The following is a 15,897-nucleotide window of genomic DNA, read 5'->3' as shown; positions in this document are numbered from 1 at the left end:
AGTCTACGGCCGCGGCCCCGGTCGACCGATCATCGGAAGCGGACGCCGCCCCGACCGCGAGGAAGAGCCTTCTCCACCGCCCGACGGATCGTCTCGGACCGATAGCCGCGGCGCATCAGGTACCCGTTCAGACGCCGCTCCGCGGTCGCCTGATCGAGCCCCTGCAACGACGTGGCGCGCTTCAGCGCCCACTCGTCGGCGCGTGACTGCTCGTCGTCGTCGTCGATCTCGGACATCGCCTGCTCGATGAGCTCGGGCGCGATGCCGCGACTGCGGAGCTCGCTCGTGACAGCGCCGCGACCGAGGCCCTTGCGCTCATGCTTGCTGCGCACCAGGTTCTCCGCGAGCTCCCGGTCGTTGAGCAGACCGACACCCTCGAGTCGTTCGACCTCGTCGCTGACGACCTGCTCGTCGAGGTCACGGGCTGCCAGAAGAGAGGCCATCTCAGCGGAGGAAACCCCTCGGCGCGCGAGGGCATGCATGCTGATGTTCTCGGCTCGGCTCCGCTGCGCGTCGAGCCCCTCGGGCTCTGGTTCGGGCTCGTCGTCTTCGTCGACCGGGTCGAGCGTGTCGACCGCTCTCGGCCCGGACCAGTGATCGGTGATCGCGGCCAGGGCGGCCGCAGTCGACCGGACAGCGTCAGACTCGGCCGGGACCGAAGCCGGCTTGCGCTTCGAAGCTCGAGCCGAGGCCGACTCGTGGCCCGACTGGGGCTCCGGCTCCGACTCCGACTCCGACTCCGAACGGGCGCTTACGAATCGGGAGACGTCGTCTACGCCGTGACTCGTCGACTCGGCGGCGACATCATCTGCGGTCGACTCATGGCCGACCTCGTCGTCACTCGGCGCCGCATCGGCCCACTCGTCTTGAGGAGCACTGCCGCCGGCAGCGGGCTTCGACGCCCCTCGGCGACCGAACAGCGGGGTGACCGGAGCCAAGTCGACCGTCGAGTCGCCGTCGCCGGACGTGGTCATGCGCCCTTCCGTGCGGCGATCTTGGTCTCGATCGATGCGACGGGTTCTTCGACGGCCTTGGCACCACCGACACCGAGCTTGGCGAGGATCTTGTGCTCGATCTCGTCGGCGATGGCCTTGTTGTTGAGGAGGAAGTTGCGCGAGTTCTCTTTGCCCTGGCCGAGCTGGTCGCCCTCGTAGGTGTACCAGGCGCCGGACTTGCGGACGATGCCGTGCTCGACGCCGAAGTCGATCAGGCTGCCCTCTCGGGAGATGCCGACACCGTAGAGGATGTCGAACTCGGCCTGCTTGAAGGGCGGCGCCATCTTGTTCTTGACGACCTTGACCCTTGTGCGGTTGCCGACTGCGTCGGTGCCGTCTTTGAGGGTCTCGATGCGGCGGATGTCGAGACGCACCGAGGCGTAGAACTTGAGGGCCTTACCACCGGCTGTCGTCTCGGGGCTGCCGAAGAACACGCCGATCTTCTCGCGCAGCTGGTTGATGAAGATCATCGTGGTACCGGTCTGGCTCAGACCACCCGTCAGCTTGCGGAGCGCCTGAGACATGAGTCGCGCCTGGAGCCCGACGTGCGAATCGCCCATCTCGCCCTCGATCTCGGCCCGCGGCACCAGAGCCGCCACGGAGTCGATGACGATGAGGTCGATGGAGCCGGACCGGACGAGCATGTCGGCGATCTCGAGGGCCTGCTCACCCGTGTCGGGCTGCGAGACGAGGAGCGCGTCGATGTCGACGCCGAGCTTTCTCGCGTATTCGGGGTCGAGTGCGTGCTCGGCGTCGATGAAGGCCGCGATGCCGCCGTTGCGCTGCGCGTTGGCGATCGCGTGCAGGGTCAGCGTGGTCTTACCGGACGACTCGGGGCCGTAGATCTCGACGATGCGGCCACGGGGGATGCCCCCGATTCCGAGCGCGACGTCGAGCGCGATCGAGCCGGTGGGGATGACGGCCACGGGAGCACGCTCGTCGCTGCCGAGACGCATGACGGCGCCCTTGCCGAACTGGCGGTCGATCTGGGCGAGTGCGGTCTCGAGGGCCTTCTCGCGGTTCTCTGCTGAGGGCATGATGTTCTCCTTCGTGGTGGTCGTCCGTGCGCCTGTAGGCTGTCGCGTCGCCGCCGACCGGTGGGACAAGGTCTTCGTCGCTACGACAAGGCTGGTGCCGCCGGTCACTCCGGCGGCGGGAACGTCGATACGAGAACGCTACGGACGACCACCGACATCGGAGTCGACGCCGGCCACCGAAGTGGAGTTCTCGGACCGATCAGGTCCTGGGGAGGACGCTATCACCGGTACGAACACATGTTCGACTTCCATGGCGCGGCGTGTCGAACATCCGCACGATCACGGGCAGACGGGCGGAGGTGCGACGTCGAGCCTCAACGACGAGGCGCGGGTAGACCGACACCATGCCGTCTCGACTCCGGTACGCCCTCGGCGTCGCAGAGCGCGAGCCAGACGTCTCTCGGCGGGACGCCCTGCACGAGAGCCTGCTCGGCGGTGAGCTCGCCCACGGCCGACATCACGAGATCGCGCATCAGGATGCGCCCGTACGCCTCGCCGAACTGGTCGACGACGGCTCGGTGGAACTCGCTCTTGCGCATCAGTGGAGGGTACCTCTCTGTCGACGGGGCGGCGTGCTCAGCTGCGCCGCGCCTCCGGAGGGGCTCAGGAGACGACGAACGCCCCCGTCGGAGGACCGGGGGCGTTCGTGACGGGGTGGGGACTCAGCGCACCGCGAGATCGGTGTCGAACTCGGCGACGAGCTCGTCGGGGAGCGTGTCGGGGATGGGATTGAGACCCTCGATGACGGCCATGCGGTCGCCGACCTCGCGCATGATGACCGAGATGGGAGTCTCGAGCGCATCGGCGACGGAGGCGAGGATCTCGGAGCTGGCCTCTTTCTGACCGCGCTCGACCTCGCTGAGGTACCCGAGGGCCACGCTCGCCTTGCTCGCGACCTGGCGGAGGGTGCGGCCCTTCTGCAGCCGGAAGTCGCGCAGGACGTCTCCGATTTCTTGACGAACCAGAACCATGGGACCCTCCTCCGAACGGACGCCCACCCTGACGGACTGTCGGGGGGTGGGATGGTGATACTAAAGCGCAGTTGGCTGTAACTGTAACCAGCGGGGACTGTGCGACCCTTGTGAACCTGCCAGATGTAACGAGACCGAAACGCGGACTATTCCCTCGTGTCGACCAACCACGAGTGCAGAGCCGTGAGTGATTCGGAGACGGTGCCCCGTCGGATGGCCTCGCGGTCTCCCGTCAGGTCGAGGGCCACCACCCGCGTCTCGTCTCCCCAGGCGACACCGACGAAGACGACACCGGGATCGTGGCCGCCCTGCGGACCGGGGCCGGCGACACCGGTGGTCGCGAGGCCGATGTCGGTGGGGGTGCCGCCGGTCTCGACCACCCCGCGTACTCCCGCCGCCATGGCCTCGGCCACGTCGGGGTCGACGGGCCCGCGGTCGGCGAGCAGTCGGGCGTCGACGCCGAGCAGGGTGTGCTTCAACTCCGTCTGGTAGGCGACGACACCGCCGCGGACGACCGCGGATGCTCCGGGCACGGCGATCAGCTCGGCGATCAGCAGGCCGCCGGTGAGCGACTCGGCCACGCCGATCGTGAGCCGTCGACGGGTGAGCTCGGCGACGACGTCGCCGGCGAGCGTCATGACGGTCGACCGTGCTTCGCCGCCACCCTCAGGTAGTCGAGCCCGGAGACCAGGGTCGCCACGACCGCGGCCGTCATGAGGACTCCGTTGACCCAGTGCATTCCCGGCCCGAGGAGGTTCCAGAGCGGGAAGAGCGCGAGGGTCACGGCGACGGCCTGCAGGACGGTCTTGAGCTTGCCGCCCCGGGACGCGGGGATGACCCGATCACGGATGACGGCGAATCGGAACACGGTGATGCCGATCTCGCGGACGAGGATGAGAGCCGTCACCCACCACGGGAGCTCGCCGAGGATCGAGAGGGAGACGAGGGCCCCGCCGATGAGGACCTTGTCGGCGATCGGGTCGACGATCTTGCCGAAGTCGGTGACGAGGTCGAGACCCCGGGCGAGCATGCCGTCGAGGCTGTCGGTGAGGATGGCGACCACGAACAGCGCGGCCGCGGCGATGCGCAACGAGCCGTCGGCGCCGTCGTCGATGAGGAGCCACGCCATGAACAGCGGCGCCATGAGGATGCGCACCACGGTGATGATGTTGGCGATGTTGGCTGTGCTCGCCGGGCCGGGGCCTCGGCGGGCCACCCGGCCTCGGAAGGGGAAGGTCGCGCCGCGGGGGGCGCCGTCGCTGCGGTCGCTGTCGGTCACGTCAGTCTCTCCCGGTGAGGTTCCAGGCGTCTTCCGACCCCTCGTCGTCGTCGACCTCGGCGTAACCCCGCGTCATCGCCTCGACGGGGTCGTCGTCGATGGCCGCCCCGGCTCCGCCTCGACCGGGCTGCGCCGGACCGGCATCGCCGCCGCCGCGGATCTTCGTCAGGACACCCGACAGCTGCTCGGTCGTCACGAGGACGTCGCGGGCCTTCGACCCCTCGGAAGGACCCACGATGTCGCGGGACTCCATGAGGTCCATCAGGCGCCCCGCCTTGGCGAAGCCCACCCGCAGCTTCCGCTGCAGCATCGAGGTCGATCCGAACTGCGTGCTGACCACCAGTTCGACGGCGGCGAGCAGCAGCTCGAGGTCGTCGCCGATGTCGCCGTCGATCTCCTTCTTCTCGACGACGGCCGCGACGTCCGGTCGGTAGTCGGGACGGGCCTGACGGGTCACGTGCGCGACCACCTGGGCGATCTCGCTCTCTTGCACCCAGGCGCCCTGCACACGCATCGCCTTGGACGCACCCATCGGGAGGAACAGCCCGTCACCCTGGCCGATGAGCTTGTCGGCGCCGGGCTGGTCGAGGATGACGCGGGAGTCGGTGACGCTCGAGACGGCGAACGCGAACCGCGAGGGGACGTTGGCCTTGATCAGGCCCGTCACGACGTCGACCGACGGACGCTGGGTCGCGAGCACCAGGTGGATGCCGGAGGCGCGGGCCAGCTGGGTGATGCGCACGATGCTGTCTTCGACGTCACGCGGCGCGACCATCATGAGGTCGGCCAGCTCGTCGACGACGACGAGGAGATAGGGGTAGGGCTTCAACGTGCGAGCGCTGCCCGCAGGCAGCACGATCTCGTCGTTGACCACGGCGCGGTTGAAGTCGTCGATGTGCCTGAACCCGAAGCTGGCCAGGTCGTCGTAACGCATGTCCATCTCTTTGACGACCCACTGCAGCGCCTCGGCCGCCTTCTTCGGGTTCGTGATGATGGGGGTGATGAGATGCGGCACGCCGGCGTAGATCGAGAGCTCGACGCGCTTCGGGTCGATGAGCACCATGCGGACGTCGGCCGGCTTGGCGCGCATCAGCAGCGAGGTGATCATCGAGTTGACGAAGCTCGACTTGCCCGAGCCGGTGGCACCCGCGACCAGGAGGTGCGGCATCTTCGCGAGGTTCGCGACGACGTAACCGCCCTCGACGTCCTTGCCCACGCCGATGGTCATGGGGTGGGTGCTCTTGGCGGCGGCCGACGACCGGAGCACGTCGCCGAGGGCGACGATCTCCTTGTCGGTGTTCGGGATCTCCACCCCGATGGCGCTCTTGCCAGGGATGGGCGACAGGATGCGCACCTCGTTCGAGGCGACGGCGTACGCGAGGTTCTTGGTGAGCGCTGTCACTCGCTCGACCTTGACGCCGGGACCGAGTTCGATCTCGTAGCGGGTGACCGTGGGGCCGCGCTTGAGACCGGTCACCTTGGCGTCGACGTTGAACTGGTCGAGCACAGAGGTGATCGAGGCGACGATGGCGTCGTTGGCCTCGCTGCGGGCCTTCGCGGGCTCGCCGACGGCGAGGGTCGTCACGGCCGGTAGACGATAGGGCACGTCGTCGGCGGACGGGTCGACGGACTCGAGCGACGGAGGCGCCGGCTCGTCGAGGTCGGGGGCGAGGAACGCGGAGGCGGCGTCGCTCTCGCCCTCGGCGGGGATGGCCTCGGGGACGGGGACAGGGACGGGGAGGACGGTCGTCGCCGGGGTGGGCTCGGGGTGCAGGGGGATGTCGATGCCCTGGGCGCGGACGGCGTCTTCGGCCCGGTCGAGATCGGCCAGGAGGTCGGAGGAGAAGACGTCGGTCTCGGCCGTGGCGGGAGACGCCTGGGGAACGGGCGGTGCGGCCGGGGTCGTGTCGAGCTCTTCGAACGCCGGTCGGCGCTTCTTGCGGCGGCCGATCACCTCGGTCGGAGCGGTCGCGGCGGCGGGCCGGACGAGCGGGGTGTCGTACGCCGGGTCGTCTTCGCGCTGCCGGGGGTTGCCCCGCCACCAGGGCAACGCCTCCGGCTCGCCGCCCGCGTCGGCGGACCCGGCGGCGGCCGCCGCCGCAGCCGCCCGGTCGTCGACGGTCTCGCCGAAGAGGTACGAGTAGAGCTCGCCGAGTCGACGACCGATGCGGTTCGGCGGCGTCTTGGTGATGATCAGGATCGAGAAGGCGAGCAGGACGACGACCAGCGGGACCGCCACCCACTCGGTGGCCAGGGCGACGAGCCAGGATGCGACGACCCAGCCGAGGACCCCTCCCCCGGTGGCGAGGGCCGGCATGCCGTCGGAGGCCTCGGGCTGACCCCCGAAGATGTGGCAGAGGGCGCTGATCGACACGAGCGACAGACCCAGCCCGATGCCGATGCGCGTGTTGTCGTGGACCGAGGAGGGATGCCGGAAGAGCCACCCCGCGAAGAGGATCATGATGACCGGCAGGGCGTAGGCCACCCGGCCGAAGAGACCGCCGAACGTGTACGCGTCGAAGCCGATCGCGAGGGGACTGGTCGGGTTCAGCCACTCGACGACACCCCCGGCGATCGCCAGGAGCACGAGGAAGAACGGCACGCCGTCTCGACGCTCGCTCTTGTCGAGCGTCTCGCGGCCCAGCAGCCGGAATGCGGCGCCGGTCATGTGCGCCAGCCCCATCCAGGCCGCCGCGAGCGGGTTCGGCCCCTCTCGGGCGGGCGCGGGCGCCGGCGTGGTGGGCAGCTTCTTGGTGGCCTTGGTCGCGTCACGCGCCGAGGACGCACGCGAGCCCGAGCGGGAGCGCGGGGTCGACTTCGTGGGCGTGGCCATGGGCTCCACGGTACCGCCCACCACCGACGCCGGTCGGATCCGGTCGCGTGTGTCCGGGTGCCCGACCGGGAGGCGACCTCAGACGGCGATGACGACCGGCACGATCATCGGTCGGCGCCGGTGCTTCGTGTTGACCCAGCGACCCACCGTCCGTCGCACGACCTGACTGAAGGCGTGGGTGTCGCGCACGCCGTTCTCAGCCGCCTCGGCGAGGGCCGCGACGATCTTCGGGGCGACGTCGTCGAAGACCCGGTCGTCTTCGGCGAACCCTCGCGACTGGATCTCGGGGCCGACGACGACCTGGCCGGTGGACGCGTCGATGGCGACGAAGACCGAGATGAAGCCCTCTTCGGACAGGATGCGTCGGTCTTTCAGATCGGCGTCGGTTATCTCGCCCACGGTCGAGCCGTCGACGTAGACGAAGCCCAGGTCGAGCTGCCCGACGACTCGGGCGATCCCGTCGCGGAGGTCGACGACGACGCCGTCCTGGCCGAGGATCGTGTTGCCGGGCGCCACACCCGTTCGTTGAGCCAGGGCGGCGTTGGCGTACAGGTGGCGGTGCTCCCCGTGCACGGGCAGGACGTTCTTCGGCCGGAGCACGTTGTAGCAGTACAGCAGCTCGCCCGCCGAGGCGTGCCCTGACACGTGCACCTTCGCGTTGCCCTTGTGGACGACCTTCGCCCCGAGCTTCGTCAGCCCGTCGATCACGCGGTACACCGCGTTCTCGTTGCCCGGGATGAGGCTCGACGCGAGGATGATCGTGTCGTCGGCGCCGATCTCGATCTGGTGCTCGAGGTTGGCCATGCGAGCCAGCACGGCCATCGGCTCGCCCTGCGATCCCGTGCTCATGTAGACGATGCGGTCGTCGGGCAGGTCTCGCGCCTTCTTCGCGTCGATCAGCACCCCGTCGGGCACCGTCAGGTACCCGAGGTCGGCCGCGATGCCCATGTTGCGGACCATCGACCGACCCATGAACGCGACCCGGCGACCGTTGGCGTGGGCCGCGTCGAGCACCTGCTGCACGCGGTGCACGTGACTGGAGAAGCTCGCCACGACCACGCGCCGGGGAGCCCGCCGGATGACGTCGTCGAGCACCGGTCCGATGTCGCGCTCGAGAGCGGTGAAACCGGGCACGTCGGCGTTCGTCGAGTCGGGGAGGAAGAGATCGACCCCCTCTTCGCCGAGCCGGGCGAAGGCGCGCAGGTCGGTGATCCGCCCGTCGAGGGGCAGCTGGTCCATCTTGAAGTCGCCGGTGTGCAGCACCAGACCGGCGGAGGTGCGGATGGCGACGGCGAGGGCGTCGGGGATCGAGTGGTTGACCGCCACGAACTCGAGCTCGAACGGCCCGAGCGTCTCGCGTCCGCCCTCGGCGACCGTGAGGGTGTACGGGCTGATGCGATGCTCCTTGAGCTTCGCCTCGATCAACGCGAGCGTCAGCTGCGAGCCGATCAGCGGGATGTCGGCCCGCAGCCGCAGAAGATACGGCACGGCGCCGATGTGGTCTTCGTGACCGTGCGTCAGCACCACGGCCAGGATGTCGTCGAGCCGGTCGCGGATCGGCGCGAAGTCGGGGAGGATCAGATCGACGCCCGGCTGGTGCTCTTCGGGGAAGAGCACCCCGCAGTCGACCACGAGCAGCTTGCCGTCGATCTCGTAGACGGTCATGTTGCGACCGATCTCGCCCAGACCGCCCACCGGGATGACGCGGAGCGTGCCGTCTTCGAGCGGCGGCGGGGTCTGGATCGTGACGGGCATGAGGTCCTTCGGGAGTGGTGGGGCTCGAGCCCCGGGATGTCGCGGCGACCGAGGAGGCGCGGCTCAGCGGGTCGTGCCGTGCACCTTGGGCAGGGCGCCACCCGCCGCGGCGTTGCGATCGGGTCGGAACCGGCTGAGGTCGAGCCCCGGGATGGCGCCGACGTGCGCGAGCTCGTCTTCGATGAGGGCGGCCTCGCTGTCTTCGGGGCCGACGAGGGGCAGTCGGACGCGCGGGCTCGAGATGCGACCCAGCCCGTGCAGGATGTACTTGGCCGCGACCGTGCCGGGCACGTGCGTCATGACCGCGCGGACGAGCGGTTCGAGCATCTGGTGGGCCTGGGTCGCCGTGTGCAGGTCGCCAGCGTTGACCGCGTCGACGATGGTGCGGTACGGGGCCGCGGCGATGTTGGCCGTGACGCCGATGAGGCCCGAGGCGCCGATGGCCAGGTGCGGCAGCACGTTGGCGTCGTCGCCGGAGAAGTAGAGCAGGTCGGTCTGGTTCAGCACCCGGCTGACCTCGGAGAAGTCGCCCTTCGCGTCTTTGACCGCGACGATGTTCGGGTGCTTGGCCGCGCGGAGGATCGTCTCGTACTTGATCGGGATGCCGGTGCGACCGGGGATGTCGTAGAGGATGACGGGCAGGTCGGTCGCGTCGGCGATCATGCGGAAGTGCGTGAGCACACCGGCCTGCGTCGGCTTGTTGTAGTACGGGGTGACGATCATGACGCCGTCGGCGCCGGCCTTCTCGCTGGCCTTGTAGAGCTGGATCGCGTGGGCGGTCTCGTTCGACCCGCCGCCCGTGATGATCTTGGCGCGCCCAGCCGAGACGGACTTGCCGACCTCGACGAGACGGAGCTTCTCGGGGTCGGTCAGGGTGCTGGTCTCGCCCGTGGTGCCGGTGACCACGATGCCGTCCGCCCCGGCGGTGATGCAGTCGTCGATGTGCTTCTCGACGGCCGGCCAGTCGACCTCCCCGTCTGCGGTGAAGGGGGTGACGAGGGCCACGAGGACCTGACCGAAGGGGTTGATGATGTTCGACACGGAACCAGCGTACTTGCTCTCGTCGGCGGCGAGGCGGGGACGGGCCGGAGCGCCGTCCCCGCCTCTCGGCGCTCAGGGCGCGACGCGACCGTTCGTGCCGAACGCGGCGTACGTGAGCGGCATGAGCTCCGCCCAGATGTCTTCCATCTTCTCGGCGCACATCTCGATCTCGCGCTGAGGGAACGACGGGAAGTGCGTGCCCTCGCGCTTGGTCCGCAGGCTGAGGAAGTTCATCAGCGACCGCGCGTTGACCGTGACGTACATCGACGAGTAGATGTTCAGCGGCAGGACGATGCGGGCGACCTCGCGGGCGACCCCGGCGTCGAGCATGCGCTTGTACGAGGCGTACGCCTCGCGCGAGGTGCGCTCGGTCTCGGCGCGCACGAGCTCGCTCTGCTCGGGGGTGCCGGGCAGGAAGTCGTAGGCGCCGGGCTTGCCGACCTGCTGCAGGTTGCGCTGCGCGGAGGGGACGTAGAAGACCGGGTTCAGCTCGCGGTAGCGGCCGCTCTCCTCGTTGTAGCTCGCCATGCGGTGCCGCATGAACTCGCGGAAGACGAAGATCGGCGCCTGGACGTAGAAGGTCATCGAGTTGTGCTCGAACGGCGAACCGTGGCGGTCGCGCATCAGGTAGTTGATGAGCCCGGCGCCCTTGGTCGCCTGGGCGCCGTCGGCGGACGCCTGCGCGCCGTCGAGGGTCAGCTCGCCCATGGTCGAGACGCGGGCGGCGAAGAGGACGTCGGAGTCGTGGGCGCTCGACCGGACCAGCTCGACGGTCACGTCGGAGCGGAACTCGACGGCGGATTCGGGGGTGGACGGGGCGAGGGGTTCGGCATCGGTCACGGCGTCGACTCTACAACCGGTGACGGGGTGCTCCGAGGGCGACCGACGGACCCGCACCGCGCCTCCTCGGCACCCGGTCGACACCGAGGAGGCGCGCCTAGGCTCTCGAGGAGGGCGCGGTCGCGCCTCGCCGCCGATCGAGAGCAGGACCCATGAACGACGCCCCCCGGACGGTCCTGATCGCCGGAGCCTCCGGCCTGATCGGCACCGAGCTCTCGACCCAGCTGCGCGCCGCCGGTCACACCGTGCTCTCGCTCGTCCGCGGCGAACCGCGCGACGACACGCAGTTCACCTGGATCCCCTCGGCCGGAGTCGTCGACACGACCCTGTTCGACCGAGCGGACGTCGTCGTGAACCTGTCGGGCGCCTCCCTGGGCCGTCTGCCCTGGACCCGCGGTTACAAGCGCGAGATCGTCGGCTCGAGGGTCGACGCCACCCGGACTCTCGTCGCGGGCATGCGCGCCGCGTCGACGCCGCCCACGGTTTTCCTCAGCGGCTCGGCCGTCGGGATCTACGGCGACCGCCCCGGCGACCGGCTGACCGAGTCGAGCCCACGCGGCACCGGGTTCCTCAGCGACGTCGTCGCCGAATGGGAGCGGACCGCGCTGACCGCACCCGACGGCGTGCGGGTCGCGCTGATGCGCACCGGGCTCGTCGTGGGCCCCGGCGGCGCGCTCGCGCCCCTGCTCCCCCTCACCCGCTTCGGTCTCGGCTCGCGGCTCGGCACCGGCGATCAGTTCTGGCCGTGGATCAGCCTGCACGACGAGGCGGCCGCGTTCGTCCACGTGATGGCCTCCGAGCTCGACGGCCCGATCAACCTGGCCGGACCCACCCCGGCGACGAGCGACGCCCTGACGCGTCGACTCGCGCACGACCTGTCGAAGCCGTACGCCCTCACGGTGCCCGAGTTCGTCATCTCGACCGCGATGCAGGAGGCCGGTCGCGAACTGCTGCTGCTCAGCCAGCAGGTCGTGCCCGAGAAGCTGCTCGCCGACGGCTTCGTGTTCCGTCACCGGACGGTCGACGAAGCCGTCGACGCGCTCGCCGCCGGTCTCTGACGGGTCGACGACGAGGCGCAGGCCGGAGAGCCGAGGAGGCGCGGGTCAGGCCCTGCCGCGCCGACGCAGCGTGATGGCCCAGCGGATCGCCTGTCGTGCCCGACGCCGATCACCGCATGCATCGTAGGCGAGACCCAGCCGGAACCAGGCGCGGTAGTCGTCGGGGGCCTGCTCGACCGCCTCGCGGTAGGCCGGGAAGGCCTCGTCGGCGGCGGCGCGGTCGTACCGGCCCGAGGGCCTGCGCGGCACGTCGTCGACGGGCAGCTGGTCGGCGGCGCCCAGCTCGCGCACGATCGCCTGGGTCGCCAGACCGAAGCGGATCTCGGCCACGAGGGCGAAGACCCCGAGGAGCGGCAGGACCACGAGACCCACGCCGAGACCGACGGCGACCGCCTCGCCCGTGGCGAAGAGGGCGACGGCCCGCTGACCGACCAGCACGATGTAGAGCACGAGCAGGGCGGCCATCACGAGGGCCGCGACACGGCCCTTCACGGGCAGACGCGCATCGGTCGGCGGGCGCGCAGGGGTCGGCGGGCGCGCATCAGTCGAGGGGCAGGACGCTGTCGAGCCCCACGACGACACCGCTGACGGTCGGCGCGGCCGACATCGCGACGAGCAGCCCCTGCTCGTAGGCGCGCTGAGACAGCGTGTCGTGCGTGAGCGTGAGGGTCTCGCCCTCGCCGCCGAAGACGACCTCCTGCTTGGCGACGACCCCGCGGAGGCGGAGGCTGTGCACCGGCACGCTCGCCACCTGCTGCCCGCGGGCCCTCTGATCGGACGAGGGGGCCGAGACCGGCCCGAGATCACGACGCGCCTCGGCGATCAGCTCGGCGGTCCGCACCGCCGTGCCCGACGGGGAGTCGACCTTGCCCTGGTGGTGGGTCTCGACGATCTCGACCGACTCGTAGAACCGGGCGGCCATCGTCGCGAAGCGGGTCGCGAGCACCGATCCGAGCGAGAAGTTGGGGACGACCAGCACACCGGGGCCGTCGACGTCGGCGACGATCGTCGAGAGGCGGGCGATGCGCTCGGCGCTCCAGCCCGACGTGCCGACGAGCACGGGGATGCCCGCCCGCACGACGTGCTCGACGATGCCGGGGCTCACGGCCGGGTGCGTGACGTCGACGACGAGATCGGCCCCGACGACACGGTCGAGATCGTCTCGGGACGAGAGCCCGGCGTGGAGCTCGAGGTCGGGCGTGCGCTCGATGAGATCGACGATGAAGCCCCCGAGCGTGCCCGTGGCCCCGACGACGGCGATGCGGGAAGTCATTGGTCAAACCTACCGGGCGACGGACCGTCGAATACGATCGGGGGATGCCTCGATTCCGCGAGATGCCCGTGAGCTCGACCCCCGTCTCCTCGTTGCTGTCGGAGTACTTCGACGAGCGGGCCGCGACGTTCCCGGTCGCGCAGGGCAGCTATCACACGGCCACGCCGGTCGACGCGACCTTCACTCCCCCGGCCGGCGTGTTCGTCGTGGCCGTCGCCGACGGGGCGGCCGACGCGAGCGTCCGCGACGCGGGAGGCGTCGGCGACGTCACACCCGACGGCGACCACGCGCTGGCCTGCGGCGGTGTCCGCCGACTCGAGCCGGGCGCCGACGGTCGGGTCCGCTACGAGGTCAAGCACCTCTTCGTGCGACCCGTCGCCCGCGGTCGGGGTCTCGGTCGTCTCGTGCTCGCCGAGCTCGAGCGCCGCGCGATCGACCTCGGCGCCGAGCAGCTCGTGCTCGACACGAACGACAGCCTGGAGGCGGCCGGCGCCCTCTACCGCGCAGCGGGCTACTCGCTGATCGAGCCGTACAACGACAACCCGAACGCGACCGCCTGGTACGGCAAGACCGCCCGCTGACCGGTCGGTCGAGCGATCGGACCGAGGGCTCTGACCGACCGCTGGGACCGTTCGGTCAGATCGACTGGTCGACGGGCAGGCCCGTCCGCAGCTCGACGGGCAAATGCCCGAGGTCGTTGTGGGTGACCAGCTCGGGCGGCTTCGCCGAGCGCACGCGGATGATCGTCAGACCGGCGTTGGCCTGGTTGACGCCCATCCAGCGCCAGGCCGGCGCCCCGAAGACCTCGCGGACGAACCAGCCGATGACGAAGTTGTGGGTGATCAGCAGATCGTGCCGGTCGTCGCGCGCGGGCGTCAGCCACTCGGAGACGGCGTCGGCCATCTGCGCCTGACCGGCTTCGATCTCGTCTTCGGTGACTCCGCCGAAGAACGGCTTGTACGCCGCCGGCATGTCGGGGGTCGGCCCCGACGGCACACAGTCGAAGAGCAGCGTCGACGGCTGGGATTCGAGGGCGGGCAGTCGCTCGGTCATGATGCGCGCGGTCTCGGCCGCCCGCTCGAGGGGCGAGTGCCAGGCCGCGTCGAACGGCACGCCGCCGAGGCGCTCGGCGATGAGTCGCGCCTGACGCTTGCCGCGCTCGGAGAGCGGACCGTCGGGCAGCCCGTGCTCGGCGTCCTGCTGTTCGCCGTGGCGCACGAGGTAGAGGTAGTGGGACACCGTCGTCTCCTGGTTCATCGGATGGCGGACGACGTCGGGACCGTCGCCGCTCGGGTGGGGAGCGTCGTCTCGTCGACCTCGCCGACGACCACGGTCGACAGCGGGCCCGAGCGCAGGGCGGCGGCCAGGTCGCGGACGTCGTCGGTCGGCACGGCCGCGAGTCGGGCCAGCGAGGCGTCGAGATCGACGAACTCGCCCATCGACAGCTCGGCGCGACCGAGGCGGTTCATCCGGGTGTCGCTGTCTTCGAGAGCGAGAGCCGCGGCGCCGCCCAGCTGACCGAGCGCACGGCGGTGCTCGTCGGCCGTGATGCCGTCGGTCGCGACCTCGTCGAGCTGCTCGAGCATCAGGCGGGCCACGTCGCCCGCGTTGGCCGGCGCGCACCCCGCGTAGAGGCCGAACAGACCGGCGTCGGAGTAGCTCGGGGCGAACGAGTACACCGAGTAGGCCAGACCGCGGCGCTCTCGCACCTCTTGGAAGAGCCTCGAGGACATGCCGCCGCCGAGCACGGAGTTCAGCACGGCCATGGCCGAGCGGCGGTCGTCGGTCACCGGGAGGCCCGGGAAGCCGAGGAGGAGCGTCGTCTGCTCGAGGGGTCGGCGCACGACGACGAGGGGCTCGCCCTGCTGCGGCGCCGTCTCGGCGCCGGTCGCCGGACGACGGGGCACGGGAGGCGCGGTGTCGGTGGACCAGTCGGACCGCCCGATCGCGGCCTGGAGACGCTGGACGAGGTGATCGTGGTCGACGGCGCCCGCGACCGTCACGACGAGGTCGCGCGGGCGGTACGTGCGGAGGTAGTGCCGGTGGACCTCGTCTCGTGAGGCCCTCCGGATGCTGTCGGGCGACCCGCCGATCGGTCGACCGAGCGAGTGGTCGCCGAAGACCGACTCGAAGAGGCGCTCGCCGCCGACGTCGCTCGGGTCGTCGTCGGCCATCGCGAGCTCGTCGAGGATGACGCCGCGCTCGGTCTCGAACTCGAGGGGATCGAGGACCGACGAGGTCACCATGTCGGCGAGGGAGTCGACCGCGTCGTCGAGGTCGACGTCGCGGACCCTGGCGTAATAGCAGGTGCTCTCTTTGCCGGTGGCGGCGTTGTGCTCGCCCCCGACGGACTCGAAGGCCACGGCGATGTCGAGGGCCGACCGGGTGGGTGTGCCCTTGAAGAGCAGATGCTCGAGGAAGTGGGTCGACCCCCGGTCGCCGTCGCCCTCGTCACGGCTGCCGACGGCGACCCAGAAGCCGACCGTGGCGCTGCGGGCCCCGGGCATGCTCTCGCTGAGGATGCGCACCCCCGTGGGGAGCACCGTCCGCCGCACGAGCGAGCCGCCCGTCGCCTCGAAGGAGAGCTCGACCTCGTCGAGGGGCAGTGCGACCGGTCCGTTCATCGTGGTGAGCCTACCGCCCGCCCCTGACACCCGAATTGGGGGACGGAATGCGGACAAACAGACGGGTTGGTCTGTCCTCATCGGTGTTACAGTCGTCACACCGCAGTCGACCCGTCCCCCCACGAGAGACGGCTGCGGCGGCTGGTCGGACATCATCGCAAGGTCCGGAGCGCGCGTCCCCCACGCGGCTC

16 protein-coding genes are annotated in these 15,897 nt (G+C 70.3%); 2 read left to right on the top strand and 14 right to left on the bottom strand.

The genetic code is table 11. The annotated features are described in order from the left end of the window. Positions 1–29: 29 nt before the first annotated feature. The 10 genes from SOM11_RS11055 to thyX all read right to left on the bottom strand — a co-directional run bounded on the left by SOM11_RS11055 (position 30) and on the right by thyX (position 10,751). Entirely contained in the window at positions 30–974 is a 945-nt protein-coding gene (locus SOM11_RS11055; RefSeq protein ID WP_320478030.1) for a regulatory protein RecX, read from the bottom strand. Continuing rightward, complete coding sequence (recA, locus tag SOM11_RS11050) at positions 971–2,032, bottom strand: recombinase RecA (protein WP_192060137.1); 1,062 nt, start codon at positions 2,030–2,032, stop codon at positions 971–973. The genes SOM11_RS11055 and recA overlap by 4 nt, the downstream gene beginning before the upstream one ends. Before the next feature lie 314 nt (positions 2,033–2,346). Further along, a complete protein-coding gene (locus tag SOM11_RS11045; protein ID WP_243213773.1) occupies positions 2,347–2,571 on the bottom strand; it encodes a DUF3046 domain-containing protein in 225 nt (74 codons plus the stop codon). A gap of 123 nt (positions 2,572–2,694) precedes the next feature. Beyond that, on the bottom strand, positions 2,695–3,003 hold the full coding sequence (locus tag SOM11_RS11040) for a helix-turn-helix domain-containing protein (RefSeq protein ID WP_192060135.1): 309 nt from the start codon (positions 3,001–3,003) through the stop codon (positions 2,695–2,697). A gap of 146 nt (positions 3,004–3,149) precedes the next feature. Next, positions 3,150–3,641 carry a nicotinamide-nucleotide amidohydrolase family protein gene (locus SOM11_RS11035; protein WP_320478029.1) on the bottom strand — a complete coding sequence of 164 codons (492 nt, stop codon included), beginning with the start codon at positions 3,639–3,641 and terminating at the stop codon, positions 3,150–3,152. Further along, positions 3,638–4,282, bottom strand: a complete 645-nt coding sequence (gene pgsA / locus SOM11_RS11030) for a CDP-diacylglycerol--glycerol-3-phosphate 3-phosphatidyltransferase (protein WP_320478028.1) — start codon at positions 4,280–4,282, stop codon at positions 3,638–3,640. Before pgsA ends, SOM11_RS11035 begins: the two co-directional genes overlap by 4 nt. Position 4,283: 1 nt before the next feature. Then, a complete protein-coding gene (locus tag SOM11_RS11025; protein ID WP_320478027.1) occupies positions 4,284–7,115 on the bottom strand; it encodes a DNA translocase FtsK in 2,832 nt (943 codons plus the stop codon). A 78-nt stretch (positions 7,116–7,193) separates the two neighbouring features. Further along, positions 7,194–8,870: a ribonuclease J gene (locus SOM11_RS11020; RefSeq protein WP_320478026.1), complete on the bottom strand. Its 1,677-nt coding sequence runs from the start codon at positions 8,868–8,870 to the stop codon at positions 7,194–7,196. Positions 8,871–8,933: 63 nt separating this feature from the next. Continuing rightward, positions 8,934–9,911, bottom strand: coding sequence for a 4-hydroxy-tetrahydrodipicolinate synthase (dapA, locus tag SOM11_RS11015; RefSeq protein ID WP_192060131.1), 978 nt, complete (start codon positions 9,909–9,911; stop codon positions 8,934–8,936). 72 nt (positions 9,912–9,983) lie between these two features. After that, on the bottom strand, positions 9,984–10,751 hold the full coding sequence (gene thyX, locus SOM11_RS11010; protein ID WP_192060130.1) for an FAD-dependent thymidylate synthase: 768 nt from the start codon (positions 10,749–10,751) through the stop codon (positions 9,984–9,986). Positions 10,752–10,903: 152 nt separating this feature from the next. On the opposite strand from thyX, the gene SOM11_RS11005 reads away from it, so the two are divergent. Beyond that, positions 10,904–11,809 carry a TIGR01777 family oxidoreductase gene (locus tag SOM11_RS11005; RefSeq protein WP_320478025.1) on the top strand — a complete coding sequence of 302 codons (906 nt, stop codon included), beginning with the start codon at positions 10,904–10,906 and terminating at the stop codon, positions 11,807–11,809. Between the two features lie 45 nt (positions 11,810–11,854). On the opposite strand, the gene SOM11_RS11000 is transcribed toward SOM11_RS11005, so the two are convergent. Next, on the bottom strand, positions 11,855–12,301 hold the full coding sequence (locus tag SOM11_RS11000) for a tetratricopeptide repeat protein (protein ID WP_371740706.1): 447 nt from the start codon (positions 12,299–12,301) through the stop codon (positions 11,855–11,857). 49 nt (positions 12,302–12,350) lie between these two features. Next, positions 12,351–13,082, bottom strand: a complete 732-nt coding sequence (dapB, locus tag SOM11_RS10995; protein WP_243213780.1) for a 4-hydroxy-tetrahydrodipicolinate reductase — start codon at positions 13,080–13,082, stop codon at positions 12,351–12,353. Between the two features lie 44 nt (positions 13,083–13,126). On the opposite strand from dapB, the gene SOM11_RS10990 reads away from it, so the two are divergent. Further along, complete coding sequence (locus SOM11_RS10990; RefSeq protein ID WP_320478024.1) at positions 13,127–13,663, top strand: GNAT family N-acetyltransferase; 537 nt, start codon at positions 13,127–13,129, stop codon at positions 13,661–13,663. 55 nt (positions 13,664–13,718) lie between these two features. Here SOM11_RS10990 and SOM11_RS10985 read toward each other — a convergent pair whose 3' ends face one another. Then, a complete protein-coding gene (locus SOM11_RS10985; RefSeq protein WP_192060126.1) occupies positions 13,719–14,321 on the bottom strand; it encodes a histidine phosphatase family protein in 603 nt (200 codons plus the stop codon). Positions 14,322–14,335: 14 nt separating this feature from the next. After that, positions 14,336–15,706, bottom strand: a complete 1,371-nt coding sequence (locus SOM11_RS10980; RefSeq protein WP_192060125.1) for a M16 family metallopeptidase — start codon at positions 15,704–15,706, stop codon at positions 14,336–14,338. Between the last annotated feature and the right edge of the window lie 191 nt (positions 15,707–15,897).

The organism is Frigoribacterium sp. CFBP9029 (assembly GCF_034045305.1).
Taxonomy (GTDB): domain Bacteria; phylum Actinomycetota; class Actinomycetes; order Actinomycetales; family Microbacteriaceae; genus Frigoribacterium.
Note: the sequence above shows the minus strand (reverse complement) of the source record. Positions and strands in the feature narration are given on the sequence as shown.